Source organism: Paenibacillus sp. EC2-1 (assembly GCF_049311625.1).
Classification (GTDB): domain Bacteria; phylum Bacillota; class Bacilli; order Paenibacillales; family Paenibacillaceae; genus Paenibacillus_AQ.
Genome location: NZ_CP186006.1, coordinates 239,618 through 254,005 on the forward strand (window position 1 = coordinate 239,618; position 14,388 = coordinate 254,005).

General features: G+C 44.6%; 14 protein-coding genes. 7 read left to right on the forward strand and 7 right to left on the reverse strand.

Features of this window, described 5'->3' with window-relative positions:
• Positions 1 to 3: 3 nt before the first annotated feature.
• On the reverse strand, positions 4 to 306 hold the full coding sequence (locus ACK8P5_RS01325) for an urease subunit gamma (RefSeq protein WP_422659210.1): 303 nt from the start codon (positions 304 to 306) through the stop codon (positions 4 to 6).
• Positions 307 to 638: 332 nt separating this feature from the next.
• On the opposite strand from ACK8P5_RS01325, the gene ACK8P5_RS01330 reads away from it, so the two are divergent.
• Positions 639 to 1,391, forward strand: a complete 753-nt coding sequence (locus ACK8P5_RS01330) for a DUF3891 family protein (protein ID WP_422661336.1) — start codon at positions 639 to 641, stop codon at positions 1,389 to 1,391.
• 67 nt (positions 1,392 to 1,458) lie between these two features.
• The gene (locus ACK8P5_RS01335; RefSeq protein WP_422659211.1) at positions 1,459 to 2,199 is read left to right on the forward strand and encodes a class I SAM-dependent DNA methyltransferase; all 741 of its coding nucleotides are present in this window, start codon (positions 1,459 to 1,461) and stop codon (positions 2,197 to 2,199) included.
• Between the two features lie 122 nt (positions 2,200 to 2,321).
• Here ACK8P5_RS01335 and ACK8P5_RS01340 read toward each other — a convergent pair whose 3' ends face one another.
• The 4 genes from ACK8P5_RS01340 to ACK8P5_RS01355 form a co-directional block, all read right to left on the reverse strand.
• A complete protein-coding gene (locus ACK8P5_RS01340) occupies positions 2,322 to 2,663 on the reverse strand; it encodes a DUF1801 domain-containing protein (protein WP_422659212.1) in 342 nt (113 codons plus the stop codon).
• 51 nt (positions 2,664 to 2,714) lie between these two features.
• Positions 2,715 to 3,110, reverse strand: coding sequence for a VOC family protein (locus tag ACK8P5_RS01345; RefSeq protein WP_422659213.1), 396 nt, complete (start codon positions 3,108 to 3,110; stop codon positions 2,715 to 2,717).
• Between the two features lie 137 nt (positions 3,111 to 3,247).
• A complete protein-coding gene (locus tag ACK8P5_RS01350; RefSeq protein WP_422659214.1) occupies positions 3,248 to 4,519 on the reverse strand; it encodes an RNA polymerase sigma factor in 1,272 nt (423 codons plus the stop codon).
• Entirely contained in the window at positions 4,516 to 4,950 is a 435-nt protein-coding gene (locus ACK8P5_RS01355) for a YciI family protein (protein ID WP_422659215.1), read from the reverse strand. Before ACK8P5_RS01355 ends, ACK8P5_RS01350 begins: the two co-directional genes overlap by 4 nt.
• Positions 4,951 to 5,207: 257 nt before the next feature.
• Here ACK8P5_RS01355 and ACK8P5_RS01360 point away from each other — a divergent pair, with 257 nt between their 5' ends.
• From ACK8P5_RS01360 to ACK8P5_RS01380, 5 genes are all read left to right on the forward strand, one after another.
• On the forward strand, positions 5,208 to 6,407 hold the full coding sequence (locus tag ACK8P5_RS01360) for a PolC-type DNA polymerase III (RefSeq protein WP_422659216.1): 1,200 nt from the start codon (positions 5,208 to 5,210) through the stop codon (positions 6,405 to 6,407).
• A gap of 257 nt (positions 6,408 to 6,664) precedes the next feature.
• Positions 6,665 to 7,603: an ABC transporter permease gene (locus ACK8P5_RS01365; protein ID WP_422659217.1), complete on the forward strand. Its 939-nt coding sequence runs from the start codon at positions 6,665 to 6,667 to the stop codon at positions 7,601 to 7,603.
• A gap of 10 nt (positions 7,604 to 7,613) precedes the next feature.
• Complete coding sequence (locus ACK8P5_RS01370) at positions 7,614 to 8,525, forward strand: carbohydrate ABC transporter permease (RefSeq protein ID WP_422659218.1); 912 nt, start codon at positions 7,614 to 7,616, stop codon at positions 8,523 to 8,525.
• 56 nt (positions 8,526 to 8,581) lie between these two features.
• Complete coding sequence (locus tag ACK8P5_RS01375) at positions 8,582 to 10,201, forward strand: extracellular solute-binding protein (protein ID WP_422659219.1); 1,620 nt, start codon at positions 8,582 to 8,584, stop codon at positions 10,199 to 10,201.
• A 91-nt stretch (positions 10,202 to 10,292) separates the two neighbouring features.
• Complete coding sequence (locus ACK8P5_RS01380; RefSeq protein WP_422659220.1) at positions 10,293 to 12,527, forward strand: helix-turn-helix transcriptional regulator; 2,235 nt, start codon at positions 10,293 to 10,295, stop codon at positions 12,525 to 12,527.
• A 106-nt stretch (positions 12,528 to 12,633) separates the two neighbouring features.
• Here the strand turns inward: ACK8P5_RS01380 and ACK8P5_RS01385 are convergent, their stop codons facing one another.
• Together ACK8P5_RS01385 and ACK8P5_RS01390 are read right to left on the reverse strand one after the other, a co-directional pair.
• Positions 12,634 to 13,239 (reverse strand): response regulator transcription factor, encoded by a 606-nt coding sequence (locus ACK8P5_RS01385; protein ID WP_422659221.1) that lies wholly within the window; start codon positions 13,237 to 13,239, stop codon positions 12,634 to 12,636.
• The gene (locus tag ACK8P5_RS01390) at positions 13,240 to 14,382 is read right to left on the reverse strand and encodes a sensor histidine kinase (RefSeq protein ID WP_422659222.1); all 1,143 of its coding nucleotides are present in this window, start codon (positions 14,380 to 14,382) and stop codon (positions 13,240 to 13,242) included.
• Positions 14,383 to 14,388 lie beyond the last annotated feature (6 nt).

Below are 14,388 nucleotides of genomic sequence, written 5' to 3' on the forward strand. Positions count from 1 at the left end.
TAGTTAGCGTATCGGGCTGTGTACGGTCACTAATTTCGTTCCATCTGGAAAGGTTGCTTCAACCTGTATATCGTCTATCATTTCGGGGATTCCTTCCATAACGTCGTCTCTGGTCAAAATAGAGGCTCCGTACTCCATCAGCTCAGCAACGGTCTTACCATCTCTGGCACCTTCGATGACCTCATAAGTAATCAGGGCGACAGCTTCGGGGTGGTTTAATTTTAAACCTCTGTCTTTCCTACGCTTGGCCAGATCGGCTGCGACTACGATCATAAGCTTGTCAATCTCTCGTGGCAGTAAATGCATAGCTACAACCTCCTAAATTATTTCACAACGACAAGAACCCTCCAATCAGAGGAAAGGAGGGTTCTTGATATGAAAAATATAAAATTTCTTTATATAATTTCCCCTAAAGCCCGGTAAGTAAACGTTTCCTCTGAAGTTTAAATTTTTAGCCCATTTAAACTAGTCTATCATAAATGAAGCCCGAGATGAAGCAAAAAATATTGTTGTCCAATTTGCTACACATTTCGACGTTTGAGCCAAATCCACTAGGAGAAACTCGATGGGCTGTTGAATAAATAGGGTATGAATGTTGGGAGCTGAAGCTTGAAAATTAAGGAGGGAGTCCACTGATTATTCGGGAGACTGAGGAAGTTTTTGTGATGACAACACAAGATGACCATGCACATTTTTCAGAGGAAGTAGCCCGGGGGTTTCGAAAGGAATGGTTTCTGGGTGAGCAGTATACAGAAGACTGCCTGCTTGCCATCCGGGAGCATGATCGGAGCTGGATTCGCCTGGATGACATGCCGATATGGAATGATTACGCAGCAGTACCTTTCACATTTATTGATTATCCTGTATTACCGAAGCTAGTGATGTATGAGCTTGGTTTGGACGAAGTAGAGAAGATGAGTTCTTACGCAGCACTTCTGTGTAGTATGCATTTTGCGTCATTTTTCAAGTCTGTGCAGGGTGCCGGGCACGAAGCGGAGGTTGATTTTTATCAGCGAGAGCTTGCAAGGCAAGCACGATTAAAGACGATGCTGAATGATCCGGATGAAGCGATGATTACAAGACATTTTCAACTTTTACAACTCTGTGATGATATATCTCTATATATCTGTATGAACAAGGAAGGGGTCTCAAAAGAGCACGAGCACCCTTGGTTTAAGCAGGGCTTTAATAGCTTGGTAGATGGACAGAAATTCATTGCGGAATGGATCAGTCCCTACGAGGTTCGCATAGATCCTCCAAATTTGTTCCAGCAAGCGTGTAAAGTTCACCTGCGGCATAAACGTGTATCGAAACAACGGATTAATGAAATCGGAATTCATAAGGCTTATCTGGAAAGTGAGTGGACGGACCAGATAGTTAATTTTGTATGAGGCGCTTCTAGGCAAGGAAAAGTCATGTAAAAAGAGCATTGAAAAAAATTAGAAGAAGGAGAACTCCATGACATCATACCGGGGATCGGAGCATTATGATCAGGAAGCTTTCCTGGATCGATATTTGCAGCGGAGAAGCTGGAACGAGAATGCAAATGATACGCTTGAGAAGCCGATTATTTACGAAATAATGGGTGATGTGCGGCAGAAGTCGATTCTGGATTTAGGTTGTGGTACGGCTGCTTATGGTAATGAACTGCTGGATATGGGCGCGGTGCAATATACGGGGCTCGAAGGATCGGTTCAGATGGTCCAGCATGCTCGTCATAACCTAAAAGATCGTCTGAACAGTCATGTGATTCATATGGTCTTGGAAGATTGGGATGCGCCAGAGTCTGAATATGACAAGATTGTCTCAAGGCTTGTCCTACATTATATAGAAGATATTGATAAACTGTTCAAAAGTGTCTATCAGTCCTTAAAGTCAGGAGGGAGTTTTGTATTCTCCGTAGAGCATCCAGTCATGACATCCTCGTATGGCCTGACGAAACCCGAAGGGCAGAAACAGGACTGGACGGTAGATAATTACTTCATTACTGGTGAGCGTGAACAAGAGTGGCTGGGAAGCACAGTCAAGAAGTTCCACAGGACAGTTGAGGACTATTTTGGCGCGCTGATCAGGGCAGGATTTCTGGTGGAAGAGGTCCGGGAATCTCGGCCGAATGAACGGTTATTCAGCAATCGGGAAACGTATGAGCGTAGATGTAGAATTCCTTTATTCTTAATGATGAAAGGATATAAGAAGTAGAGAGAGGATTCGAAAGTAAGAGTGGGCGAGGGAAACGACACGTTGTAACACATTCTCTAAAGAAAAATTGAAGGCCGGCAATCCTAAGTATATGTAGGAGGGTCGGCCTTTTTCGTATGCATTTATAACGTGGCAGTTGCCTGTTGCAACCAAGATGATAGTTGACTAAAATCGACGGATTGACCTTTTTTTAACTTGATCGTCTTTCGTTCAGGAGGACCGTCGAATAATTCTTCCGGAAGGGTAAGCCCGCCTGTATTAAAGATGGTAAAGCTTACGGCATCTTTTGATGTGCTGATGACAGCAGCGTATTTACCACCCTTCAGGAAATGGGGTTTCTTGTACTGAACGCGCTCCTGGATGTCTGGAATCGTCTGATGAACAACCTCTCGCAGGCTGGAGCATAGCTCCCCCTGCCAAGGTTCTTTTACCGTTTCAATAAAATCCGTTACATCTTGGTTCATTGTTCATTCTCCTTTATACCTTCATGTGTTTTGTGAATGCATATTCTATTGTTACTGCTTGTTAATCATCCACGTCACACCGAATTTATCTACAACTTCTCCATAATAGGCACCCCATGGTTGAAGAGAGAGAGGATACTTACTTTCGCCACCTTGGCTAAGATTCGCATATGCCGTTTGAGCTTCTGACACATCGTCATAGGTTAAGGAAAGGCTGACACTGCGGTTATATGCCACGGGTTCGAACGAGTCGGATATCATTAATGTATTCGCCCCCGCCACGGTCAGCGCCAAATGCATAACTTTGTCCTTTATCGCCTCCGGTGTCCCTGGTGTCTCGCCAAATGTGGTGAGAAACTGAATTTCACCGCCGAGTGATTCAATATAAAAATGGGCCTGTGCTCTTGCATCCTCTGACATCATATAAGGGTTTAATTGTGCTCCCATGTTAACAACCTCTTTCTTTTTTTGAAATGTAATAGACCTATGGCTTCGTGAAATGAAAAGCTCTAACTTTGGTCTCTATGAATACAACGAATGGGAAATGGGGAGATCGACAGGTATACAAAAAATATTTTAAATTTTTAACGATTATCCGGTTTTGCTAGCAAACATTCGTCAGCACGCTTTTGGAGAAGATCACGCTCACGCACGTTACGTGTCAATATTGAAGCACGTAAGAACTCTTCATGAGCTTCATCATGGCGTCCAAGTTTCACAAGAAGGTCGCCGCGAACGCTTGGGAGAAGATGATAATTTTTCAGTGAAGGCTCGGATTGTAGCTCGTCGATTAATTGAAGTCCGAATGCAGGACCAAAGGCCATCGCAATTGAAACCGCACGATTCAATTCAATAACGGGAGAGGGCACGATACGTGCTAATGCTTCGTAAAGGGCAGCAATACGAGCCCAGTCGGTTTCAGTTGCGGTGCGTGCCTGTGCGTGACAAGCAGATATGGCGGCTTGCAAGGCATAAGGGCCAAGTGGATGCCCGAGTTTTCGGGCTTTTTCGAGAGAGGCCAAACCGCGCCGAATCAGCAGTTGATCCCAAAGCGCACGGTTTTGGTCCGTGAGAAGGATAGGTTCGCCTGTAGGATCAATCCGAGTTTTGAAGCGGGAAGATTGGATCTCCATTAGGGAGACCAAACCGTGGACCTCCGGTTCACTAGAAGCAATTTCAGCAAGGATACGTCCGAGCCGAAGTGCTTCCTGACATAGCTGAGGACGTATCCAGTTTCCACCGGAAGTTGCTGTATATCCTTCGTTGAACATGAGATATATGACCTCAAGAACGGTTGATAAGCGCTCCTTAAGTTCATTCCCTTCAGGCATTTCAAAGGGCACCTTCGCCTTGCTCAGTGTCCGCTTTGCCCGAACAATTCGTTGTGCAATGGTCGATTCAGGCACGAGGAAGGCCTGTGCGATTTCAACAGTCGTGAGCCCCCCAAGTAGACGAAGGGTCAGGGCTACACGAGCTTCATGGGATAGAATCGGATGGCATGTAGTAAAAATTAATCGCAGAAGGTCATCTCCTATTTCGCCATCCACCGTAATTTCTAGATCGTGTTCAGTAAATAATTCGTTATCCCGACTGAACTCTTCATATTTACGGTCACGTAGCTTGTTCCGTCGTATTAGATCGATTGCACGGCGCTTCGCTGTAGTCATTAGCCAAGCACCTGGATTATCTGGAATGCCACGATCCGGCCACTGTTCGAGTGCGATAACAAGAGCATCTTGGGCAAGATCCTCTGCTACACCAATATCACGAACCATACGTGCCAATCGAGCGATAAGCTTGGATGATTCAATTCGCCAAATCGCATCGATTGTTCGGTGTGTTGGAGATGAAGTCATAATTTCTTGGTCCTCGTCAATTGTTCACGGAAAGAAGCTTCCATCGCGAGCGTCTCCGGATTTTGGGTTAGATCGGTTGCCTCAAATACTTGTCGAAGCTCGATGACTCCTTCTCCGTATCCATGAGGATCAGGCATTCGCATGGCCCATTCGATGGCTTCTTCTCTCGATGTTACTTCAATAAGTGTATAGCCGGCGATCAGCTCTTTGGTCTCTGTGAAGGGACCATCGATGACCGTTGGCTTGCCGCCGGGCTCTGGATAGGAAATTCGAATTCCAGTTGAGCTTGATTGCAAACCATCAGCAGCGAGGAGAACACCCGCCTTTGCCAGTTCCTCGTTATAACGAAGCATAGCTTCAAGTAGCTTCTGATCAGGTACAATACCTGCCTCGGAGTCTTGGGTAGCCTTGACAATCATCATAAATCGCATATTATAACCTCCTATGTTAGTTACGTAGTTTACAATCCTCACTCTAAGAAACCGGTAGCTTGTCTTTATATTGACGATGAATAGAAGCCAATTAAATCGAAGTCAGTCAATATCAAAATAAACCAATCACCATAATTTGTAAATGAAGTTTTGAATAGAGAAGTGGGCATAGAAATAAAAAAGAAGGAGCTCTCCCTCAAGGAATAGAATTTCTTAATGATTGAATGAAGTAGATGGACGGGAGGTTGCATATATCCGTGAATGTGAAAATGTTATCGGAGAAAGCCTACGAGGTCTCCGGATTAAATATACAGAATATACAACATCAAAAATTCTGCGTATTTGATCTGGAGACGACCGGTATTCAGGTAGAGACAGAGCGGATTATTCAGATGGGGGCGATCCGTATGGACAGATCTGGGGTTCATCCAGAAGATAATTTCTGTACGTACGTCAAACCTGCTAAGCCGATCCCACAAGAGATCGAAACTTTAACGGGGATTTATAATGGTGATGTTGAGAACGCTCCAAGGCTGAAAGAGGTATACGATTCATTTTTAGATTTCGCGGATGGTTGTATCCTCGTTACTCAAGCTGGATATGAGTTTGATCTGCCACTCCTTGAGCGGGAGTGCGACCGTCAGGGACTTAAGATGCCTGCCAACCCATGTATAGATACCAAGGCATTATTTACGTATCTTCATCCTGAAGTGGAGGATATCATCTCAACAGACTTTTTGCTTTATTATTATGGCTTGGATAGTAAAGGCATACAGAGACATGATGCACTAGGAGACAGCATGCTAATCGGACAGATTTTCAGAGAAATGCTTAGAGAGCTAGAACTGCGTAACATCGAGCATCTTGAATTCACGAGACCGATTATTGTCAAACGATTTCAGCTTCCTCCGTTAATTAAAAGTCTTCAATCCAATCCACATCCTGGCCGGTTCCCAGCACTTACAAGGCAGCAGTATAATTTGTTTCTGAGCATTATCATTCTACTCCTCATTACATCTGCGCTTACCGGATTTGTAGATCTGATGACTTTCCGCCTAGTATGGAGTGGTCATATATCGGGTAACGGGAATCCGGGCTTACTTGTGGTGTTTATCTTGGTTCCCTTATATGTAGCGCTACTGGTATTAACGGGCATTGCCTCACGTTATTTCTTTATTGAGAAGATGAAGGACGGCGTGTACTCAGTAGCAATACTTCTCTTTTTGACCATAATGACGGGGGTTATAGCATTGCTTGCATATGGATACTATTATCGAATTTTCAGTGGGCTAGGTGGGGGGCCTGATCATACGGATTCGATGTTCGTTCGCTTCGGACACATTGATCAGTACACGAATACAGCTTTCATTAACATTCTGACATACAGTCTGGGATTGGTATGTTCTATGATCGCAGGGTATGTGGCGGCTTTGATTACTAGAAGAAAACATAATTGATCCTCGTTCTTGCTAGTGAACAACGTAAAAATAAACTCAAATTCATGATCTGGTGAAGCCCGCTTAAGGCGGGCTTTTATGATTGCACATCCCCTTTTCCAACAGCAAATTTATAGCTGCATTAATGAAAGAAAAAATTGTGTAGCGCTTCAAAATATGTTGCTTGCTCAGGCCAGGGGCGCCCCTATATGATGAATCCAAGCGGAAGAACGGGCCCGTAAAAACCGCGAACGCTTTTTATAGAAAGGGGGAAGGTTGTGAAAGCGGCCAGTCAACTGAGTAAGCGTAAATCTTACCATCACTTGCATGACCATTTTCAGCTGTATTTGATTATGCTTCCCGTCCTGGTTCACATTTTTATATTCAGTTATATCCCGATGTATGGGATAGTCATTGCATTTCAGAATTATTACCCAGGAAAACCTTTCCTTTCTTTTAGCGGAGGGGTGGACTGGGTTGGCTTCCAGCATTTCATTGATTTCTTCAATGGACCGTACTTCGGAAGACTGATGAAGAATACATTTTTACTCAGCTTTTATTTTCTGGTATTCGGCTTTTGGGTGCCGATCTTGTTCGCGCTTCTGTTGAACGAGCTCAGAAGCGGGATATTCAAGAAGTATGTACAGACCGCAAGCTATTTGCCGCATTTCATTTCCAATGTTGTAGTGGCTGGCATGGTATTATCCTTCATTAATATCGATGGAATCGTGAATGCCTTAGTAACGATGTTTGGAGGGGCGCCGGTAGCCTTGAATACTGAGCCCGGGTATTTCCCCGCCATTTATACCATCACGAGTATATGGAAAGCGTTTGGTTGGAGCAGTATATTGTACCTCGCGGCTATGTCGTCGGTTGATCCGCATATGTATGAAGCTGCTAAAATCGATGGTGCCAACCGATTTAAGCAAATGATTAAAATTACACTGCCCTCGATTCGCCCGACGATTTTTATCCTATTGATCTTCGCAATAGGCAATTTACTATCAGCAAACAGCGAATTTATCCTGCTCATTTATAATCCTATGGTTTATGAGACTGCGGATGTTATTGGTACCTATTTGTACCGTGAAGGGCTACTAGGCGGTAATTTTAGTTCTGGAACGGCGGTCGGGTTGTTCGTATCACTCATTAATTTCACGCTGTTATACACGGCAAACGCGCTTAGCCGCAAATACTCTGATTACGCCATATGGTAGGGGGAGTTCCATGATCAGCTCGTTCAAGAGAAATCCGAACAAGATCCGGCAGGGCTCCATTATGGTCGATATAATTCTATATGCGATTGCGTTAATGATCTGCCTGATTACACTGTATCCGTTCTATTACGTGATTATCATGTCCATCAGCTCTCCTCAGGAAGTTGCGGCCATGAATGTATTCTGGTTTCCCAAAGGGTTCTTCTTAGACTCTTATGAACTGATCGTAAGAGACACGAAAATGTGGTGGGCCTACTCTAACACGCTGATTTACGTCACGGCGGGGACCTTGCTGAACTGCCTTATGGCTGTTTTGGGTGCTTATCCGCTTACGGTGAAAAATCTAAAAGGGCGCAAATGGATTGTTGCCTTTCTCCTCATTCCGATGTACTTCGGTGGTGGCCTAATCCCAACGTACCTACTTGTGAACAAACTTGGGATGTACAACACAATGTTCGCGGTGATCATTCCAGGCATGGTAAGCATCTGGAACATCATTCTGGTCCGGACCTTTTTTACAACCATCCCTGAAGGATTGAAGGAATCCGCATTTATTGACGGTGCTTCCCACTGGCAGTTGCTATTCAAGGTCATTCTACCGATATCAAAGCCCATTATTGCGGTTATTGCCATTTATTCAATTGTTGGCATTTGGAACAGCTGGTTTGAGGCGCTGGTTTACTTGCCTAACGAGAAGCTCCACCCGTTACAGATGTATTTGTATCGTGTGGTTGTACAGCAGTCCGTAGATTTGAAGACGCTTTCATTAGAGGACACGAGAAATGCTGTAGCGAATATGCTCTCCAGCATCCAATTGAAGTACGCCATCATTGTATTCACAACGCTACCTGTTATTTTTACGTATCCTTTTTTTCAGAAGTATTTCATTAAAGGCGCTCTTCTCGGTTCGTTAAAGGAATAGCATTTCAAGAACATTTTGCACAATGCGAAAGAACATGATCAAGGGGGAATTCGTCCATGAATACTTGGAGAAAAACGTTGGTAGCTGCAATGGCCACAGTTGTACTGGTTGGATCGATCACAGCCTGCAGTGGTGACAAACAAAATGGGGACTCAGGTACGGCGGAATCAACTGGTAAGCTCCGGCTGCTCGGTCCGGCCTCGGCCAATAAGTATATCAAATTTGATGATAGAGAAAAGTATCCGGTGTGGAAAGAGATTGACAAGATGCTAGATGAAGCCGGTCTGGATCTCGATTATGAGCTGGTCCCGAACGAGCAATATGATGTGGTCATCAAAACAAGGATGGCTTCCGGGCAAGATCTTCCCGATATCGTAAATATATCAAGGCTTGATAACACAACGGTGCTGAATCTGGCAAAGCAGGGAGTCATACAAGACTTGAACCCTCTTATCGAGAAATACAGCAATGGCAACATCAAGAAAATGTATGATACAGAATTCCCGTATGCAAGAAAATCGACGACTTCACCTGATGGCAAAATGTATTGGTTCAGCAACCTTCACAAAAAGACATATCAAGAAAAGGACCCAGCTCCGGTCTCTTTAACCATGCTGATCCGCAATGACTGGCTCACAAAGCTTAATCTTCCGGTTCCGTCAACAGCGCAAGAGTATGTAGACACCTTGAAGCAGTTTAGGGAAAACGATGCTAACGGTAACGGACTGAAGGATGAAATCCTGTCCTATGATCCAGGGCTATTCTCAGGCTCGATTGCTCAGTGGTTTGGTCTCGGTTCGGATATTACAGCAGTAGACGTGGAGAACAAAAAGGTCGTATCTCCGTGGTATCAAGAAGGAATCAAGGATTATTTCCGCTATATGCAAGAGCTGGTGAAGGAGGGTGTACTAGATACGAGCCTCATCGGGGCTAGCGGTGAACAACGAACACAGAAAATGACAGAAAATAAAGTCGCTTCGCTTAGTGATTATAATCTGGCGACATATAATGAGCCCTTAATTAAGGGAGGCGGAGAGTATCTCCCACTCATGCCACTTAAAGCTGCGGATGGAATCGATCCTGCTGCGCAGCTAGAGCCTGAGTTTCTTGTGTGGCAGAAGTATGCAATTACTAAGGATTGCAAGGATGTAGAGGCTGCTATTAAATTTTTTGACATGATCTACTCGGAGCAATATGCAGATTTGCTGTACTGGGGAATTGAGGGTTTGACTTATAAAACCGATGATAGCGGCGCCAAGGTATTTATTAATAAAGGTCCGGATGAAGAACTAGCAAAGTCTGGGCAGGTCACGGGGCAAAAACTTTTCGGAGATACCGTATTCCCGCGTGTTCAATTCGCGAACCTCGAGTTTGAGCTTGCCAGTGTACCGAAGTACAAAGCAGATAATGAGCTAGAGATTTTGAACTATAAGCCGTATTTTGTAAATATGAATCATATCTACTTAGCGATTCCAGATGATAAGCAGCTAGAGAGAAAAACCAAGATTCTGACGAATTTGTCCACCTATTCAACGGAGCTTGCAACCAAGATTGCACTGGGTCAAAAATCGCTAGACGATTGGGATCAGTATATGGCGGAGCTCAAAAAGCTCGGGCTTGACGAGCTTCTCGAAATCGATCAGCAGTTGCTTGACAGATACAACAGCATCAAGTAGCCTAATTCACAATAAAATGGTAGAAATGGCAGACTCCTTACCGCGTGGATGATCTGCCATTTTTCGTATTTTGCCAAAGGAGGGGCGTCACTTGCATAAGAGGAGTTTCGGAAACAGTGCATATCGAAAAATATTGATTTCGTACACTGCCATACTTATTATTCCCATTATTGTCTTCAGCGTCCTGAGCGTGTACCAAAACATCAGGGAGGAGCAAGGGGAACAATTTAATAAGCACTCGGCGGATGCTAAGCGTATTGCTGCTATTGTGGATAATAAGCTGAATGAACTCAAAACTCTCGGTAAAACCATGAGCAGTGAAACTTGGGTGATTAAGCTAATGCAGAATACAAACGTATATGAGCCGGAGTTTGATCTGCTCAAAATGCTAGAAATCCAAAAAAATCTGAATCAGGATATCAATTCATTAGGCGTTCTTTCCTTTGGCATGGTTGTATTTCCCGAGAATGAGCGGATTTTGACCTCGTGGGGTACGTACGGAATAGATCATTTTTTTGAAAGTGTAGCTGTCTTTGATCCAGAGACCGAACAGGCGATCCAAAACTCACTTTTATCTCCAGACTATTTCAAAATCATGCAGCCCACAAAGATGAAGCTATGGGGGATGGGGAAATCGGTTATTCCGGTTGTTCAAAGCTTGGAGGTCGTGAACCATCCGAGGGCTGTACTGGTTTTGTTTATTGATAGCGCTTACTTTTCGGATTATTTGCACCGTTTTGGCGGCGCCGAATTTATGAAGCTCGTTATTTCGGATGAAAATTCGGTTGTTTACCAAACCCTAGGTGGGACGGACACGAAAGATTTGGAGGATACAACTTACACGATCTCGCTTTTATCCCAGGCGAGCAAGTGGAAGTACGATGTATATTATGAGAACTCCAGCTGGCGGTGGATTCACAACTTACTAGGTCCACTGCTATTGCTTATTTTGTTGCTGGCCGTGGGTATCTGCTGTACGTTCCTGTTAGCTAAGCTAACCTATCATCCACTTCGGGCTTTGCTGAATAAACTTTCGGGAATGCTCCAAGATGAAGATGCTAAGGGGGGACCTGTATACGGCTCAGAATACAGTTATATTGAGAAGTCGTTCGACCGCTTGCTTCATGAAAATCAGAAGCTGCAGCAATCGATGCAGGATTTTGAAAGTGCTGCGAGATCGAATATGCTTCTGCGACTGTTAAAGGGGTATTTTCCAGACGATCAGCATATGAACAGACTCCGTAAATTCGATATTCCTTACACGGACAACAAATATTACTGCACAATGCTGATAAGCTTTCATGCGATTCAAGATATTGCCGATTATGATAATCTGCGGAAGATAGAAATGATCACCATGATTGTCGCTCAGCAAACCATGCAGCGCTATCAGTTGGAGTATGAGCTGTTTGAGGTGACGAGCGCGGACAATGCGCTCATTCTCTCCTCCAGCGATTGGTTCGGTGAGGACGGGATGATCGAGCGGATTGCGGCAGAGGTAGCGTCAGTCATCGGACAGACGTGTGGATTTCAACCTGACGTTCTACACGGAACGGTGGAACAAGGTGTCGTTGGTATCAGTAAGTCGTATTATATGGCTCAGGAACGACTGCACTATGTTATTTTTTCAAGAGGACACATCGTCCCTACAGCGGTAGAAACCATTCCACATGCTGTGAATTATTATTATCCTACCGATTGGGAGGTACAGTTGATTCATAATCTGAAGGTCGGTAATCTGGATACGTCGATTCAAATTTTACAAGAGATCCATATGGAGAATGAGAAGCGGCAACTATCTGAGGAGTGTACGGTTAAGCTGATCTCCTTATTGATGGAGACGATGCTTAGAGTGCTGCAGGAGCTTAATCTCGATATCGGCATTTACGCTAAACAGTTTGACAATAGACTAGACGCTGCCGATCAAGGTGCCATGTGGAGTTACGTGTTCGAGGTCGGTACTTTAATCTGTGAAAGGAAACAGTATTCGAACTCCTCCTCCACGATGGAGGTCGGAAGTAAGATACTTCAATATGTAAATGAGAATTATACTAGCGTGGATATTTCGCTGAAACAGCTGGCAGAAATGTTTCAAATCTCGGTTTCGAGTGTGTCCAAGATCTTCAAGGAGTTTACGGGCATTAACTTCTATGATTATCTCTGCCGCTTGCGTATGGAAATGGCAAAGGGATTACTCCGAGAGAATAGCTGCAAAATCGATGATATTGCGCACCAAGTCGGGTACGAAAATGTATATTCATTTAAGCGTGCCTTCGCTAGGTATGAAGGCATTAAACCGGATGAATACATGAAACTGGCCAATTGAAAGATGTCAATCGGTCAAGAGGGAACCATAGAATAATTACAGGTGTACACAGAACTTAAGGGGCAGTCTCAGGTCATTCGACCTTTGTAGACTGTCCCTGTTCACTTTAAATCCAGCCTTTTTCCTCAGCGAGAGCAATGGCTTCAATCCGGTTCTTGGCTCCTAGCTTGCTCAGCAGCTCGGACATATAGTTGCGCACGGTTCCGTAGGACAGATGTAGAGTCGAAGCGATTTCGCTAGAACTGTTTCCTGCAGCTGCTAGCTTGAGAATTTCTCGTTCTCGCTCGGTCAGAGGGTTGGTTTCACGCATGGTGCCAAAGACAAGCTCTGGTGACACCTCCCGCCGTCCTTCCATGACGCGCCGGATCGCCTCGGCCAGTCGATCGCTTGGCTCGTCTTTGAGTAAGTACCCTTGTACACCCGCCTGAACTGCTCGCTCGAAATAACCAGGCCGGGCAAAGGTCGTAAGAATCATAATTCGGCAAGGAAGCTTCATCTTCTTCAGCTCCTCCGCAACCTCAAGTCCACTCATGAACGGCATCTCAATGTCGAGTAGGCAAACATCAGGTTGTAACTGACTTATGAGAGAGAGTGCCTCCTTGCCGTCTCCGGCTTGACCGACAACCTCGATATCTTTTTCAAAATCTAGCAACAGGGCTAGCGCACCTCTTAACATTCGCTGGTCCTCAGCAATGATCACTCGGATGCTCAACTAAGCTTCACGCTCCTTTCGGTTCGTAATGACAATGGGCACACGAACGGTGAGTAGAGTACCCCTCTCAGCCGTAATTCTCATCATCCCACCAACTAAGGCAAGTCGCTCAGCCATGCCTTTCAATCCATTCTTTTCCCTTGTATATCCATGATTATCGTTTGGAACTCCAACACCGTTATCCTTAACCAACAGCCGCCATTCTCCCTCAGACTGCTCAAAGCTGACGTGACATTGTGAAGCCCGGCTGTGCTTCACGATATTCGTTACCGCTTCCCGCAAGCATAGACTGAGAATATTATGTGCAGTGTCAGGGATGCCATCAAATCGCGGATTTCCCTCGTGAGTGAGCTCGATATCTGCACTTTGCAGAATAATCTTAGCTTCGTTCAATTCTTCAGTGAGAGTGGCGGTCCGCATATCAGAGACCAATTCACGTACTTGGCGAAGGGCAGCGCGAGAGGTATTCTGAATCTCCCGAGCTTCATGCCGGGCTTGTTCAATATTGACATCAACGAGCTTCTCTACGAGCTGACTCTTTAATGTAATAAGAGACAGCGTATGACCAAGCGTATCATGTAAATCTCGTGCGATTCGCATACGTTCTTCGCCTTTGATCAGATTGTGAATCTGCTCATTGGCCTGTGCGAGCTCCTTCTCGAGCTTCTGCCGGCTGATCATGGAACGTATGCCGAATGGAGATAGAAGCATGATGATCATGAAAGGAAGTGTATATAAAAGATTGATATTCCAGATCTCATCCATATGGTAAATAAGTGGAATGGTCTCAACCAATACAAATAGTATATATGCTGTTCTAAATTTCTGTTTATCTGTGTACCAGCCGATAAAGTTAGCTGTAAAAAAGCCCATTAATAGATAAGAGCTGCTGTAACCTATGCAGAAGATAAGAATGATTAGCATTTGAAGGAGGAGCCACGGGAAGAAAGATCGTTTCCCCTCTGCAAAGTAAAGCTGCCTATAGGTCACAAAAAACAATCCTACCATGACATACCCTATATATAGCTTCCAACCTGTTTCATAAGAAATCAGATTATAGATCGGCAAACTAAGATAGACGAGCCATAAATAAGGGAAGAACCCTAAATGACGCGGAAACATATGAAATGAGTGCCTCTTCATCCACCA

Excerpts from the sequence above, each read along its gene's own strand:
- ACK8P5_RS01370 (WP_422659218.1), top strand. The coding sequence starts at position 7,614 with ATGATCAGCTCGTTCAAGAGAAATCCGAACAAGATCCGGCAGGGCTCC.
- ACK8P5_RS01350 (WP_422659214.1), bottom strand. The coding sequence starts at position 4,519 with ATGACTTCATCTCCAACACACCGAACAATCGATGCGATTTGGCGAATT.
- ACK8P5_RS01390 (WP_422659222.1), bottom strand. The coding sequence starts at position 14,382 with ATGAAGAGGCACTCATTTCATATGTTTCCGCGTCATTTAGGGTTCTTC.
- ACK8P5_RS01325 (WP_422659210.1), bottom strand. The coding sequence starts at position 306 with ATGCATTTACTGCCACGAGAGATTGACAAGCTTATGATCGTAGTCGCA.
- ACK8P5_RS01355 (WP_422659215.1), bottom strand. The coding sequence starts at position 4,950 with ATGCGATTTATGATGATTGTCAAGGCTACCCAAGACTCCGAGGCAGGT.
- ACK8P5_RS01340 (WP_422659212.1), bottom strand. The coding sequence starts at position 2,663 with ATGAACCAAGATGTAACGGATTTTATTGAAACGGTAAAAGAACCTTGG.
- ACK8P5_RS01335 (WP_422659211.1), top strand. The coding sequence starts at position 1,459 with ATGACATCATACCGGGGATCGGAGCATTATGATCAGGAAGCTTTCCTG.
- ACK8P5_RS01375 (WP_422659219.1), top strand. The coding sequence starts at position 8,582 with ATGAATACTTGGAGAAAAACGTTGGTAGCTGCAATGGCCACAGTTGTA.
- ACK8P5_RS01345 (WP_422659213.1), bottom strand. The coding sequence starts at position 3,110 with ATGGGAGCACAATTAAACCCTTATATGATGTCAGAGGATGCAAGAGCA.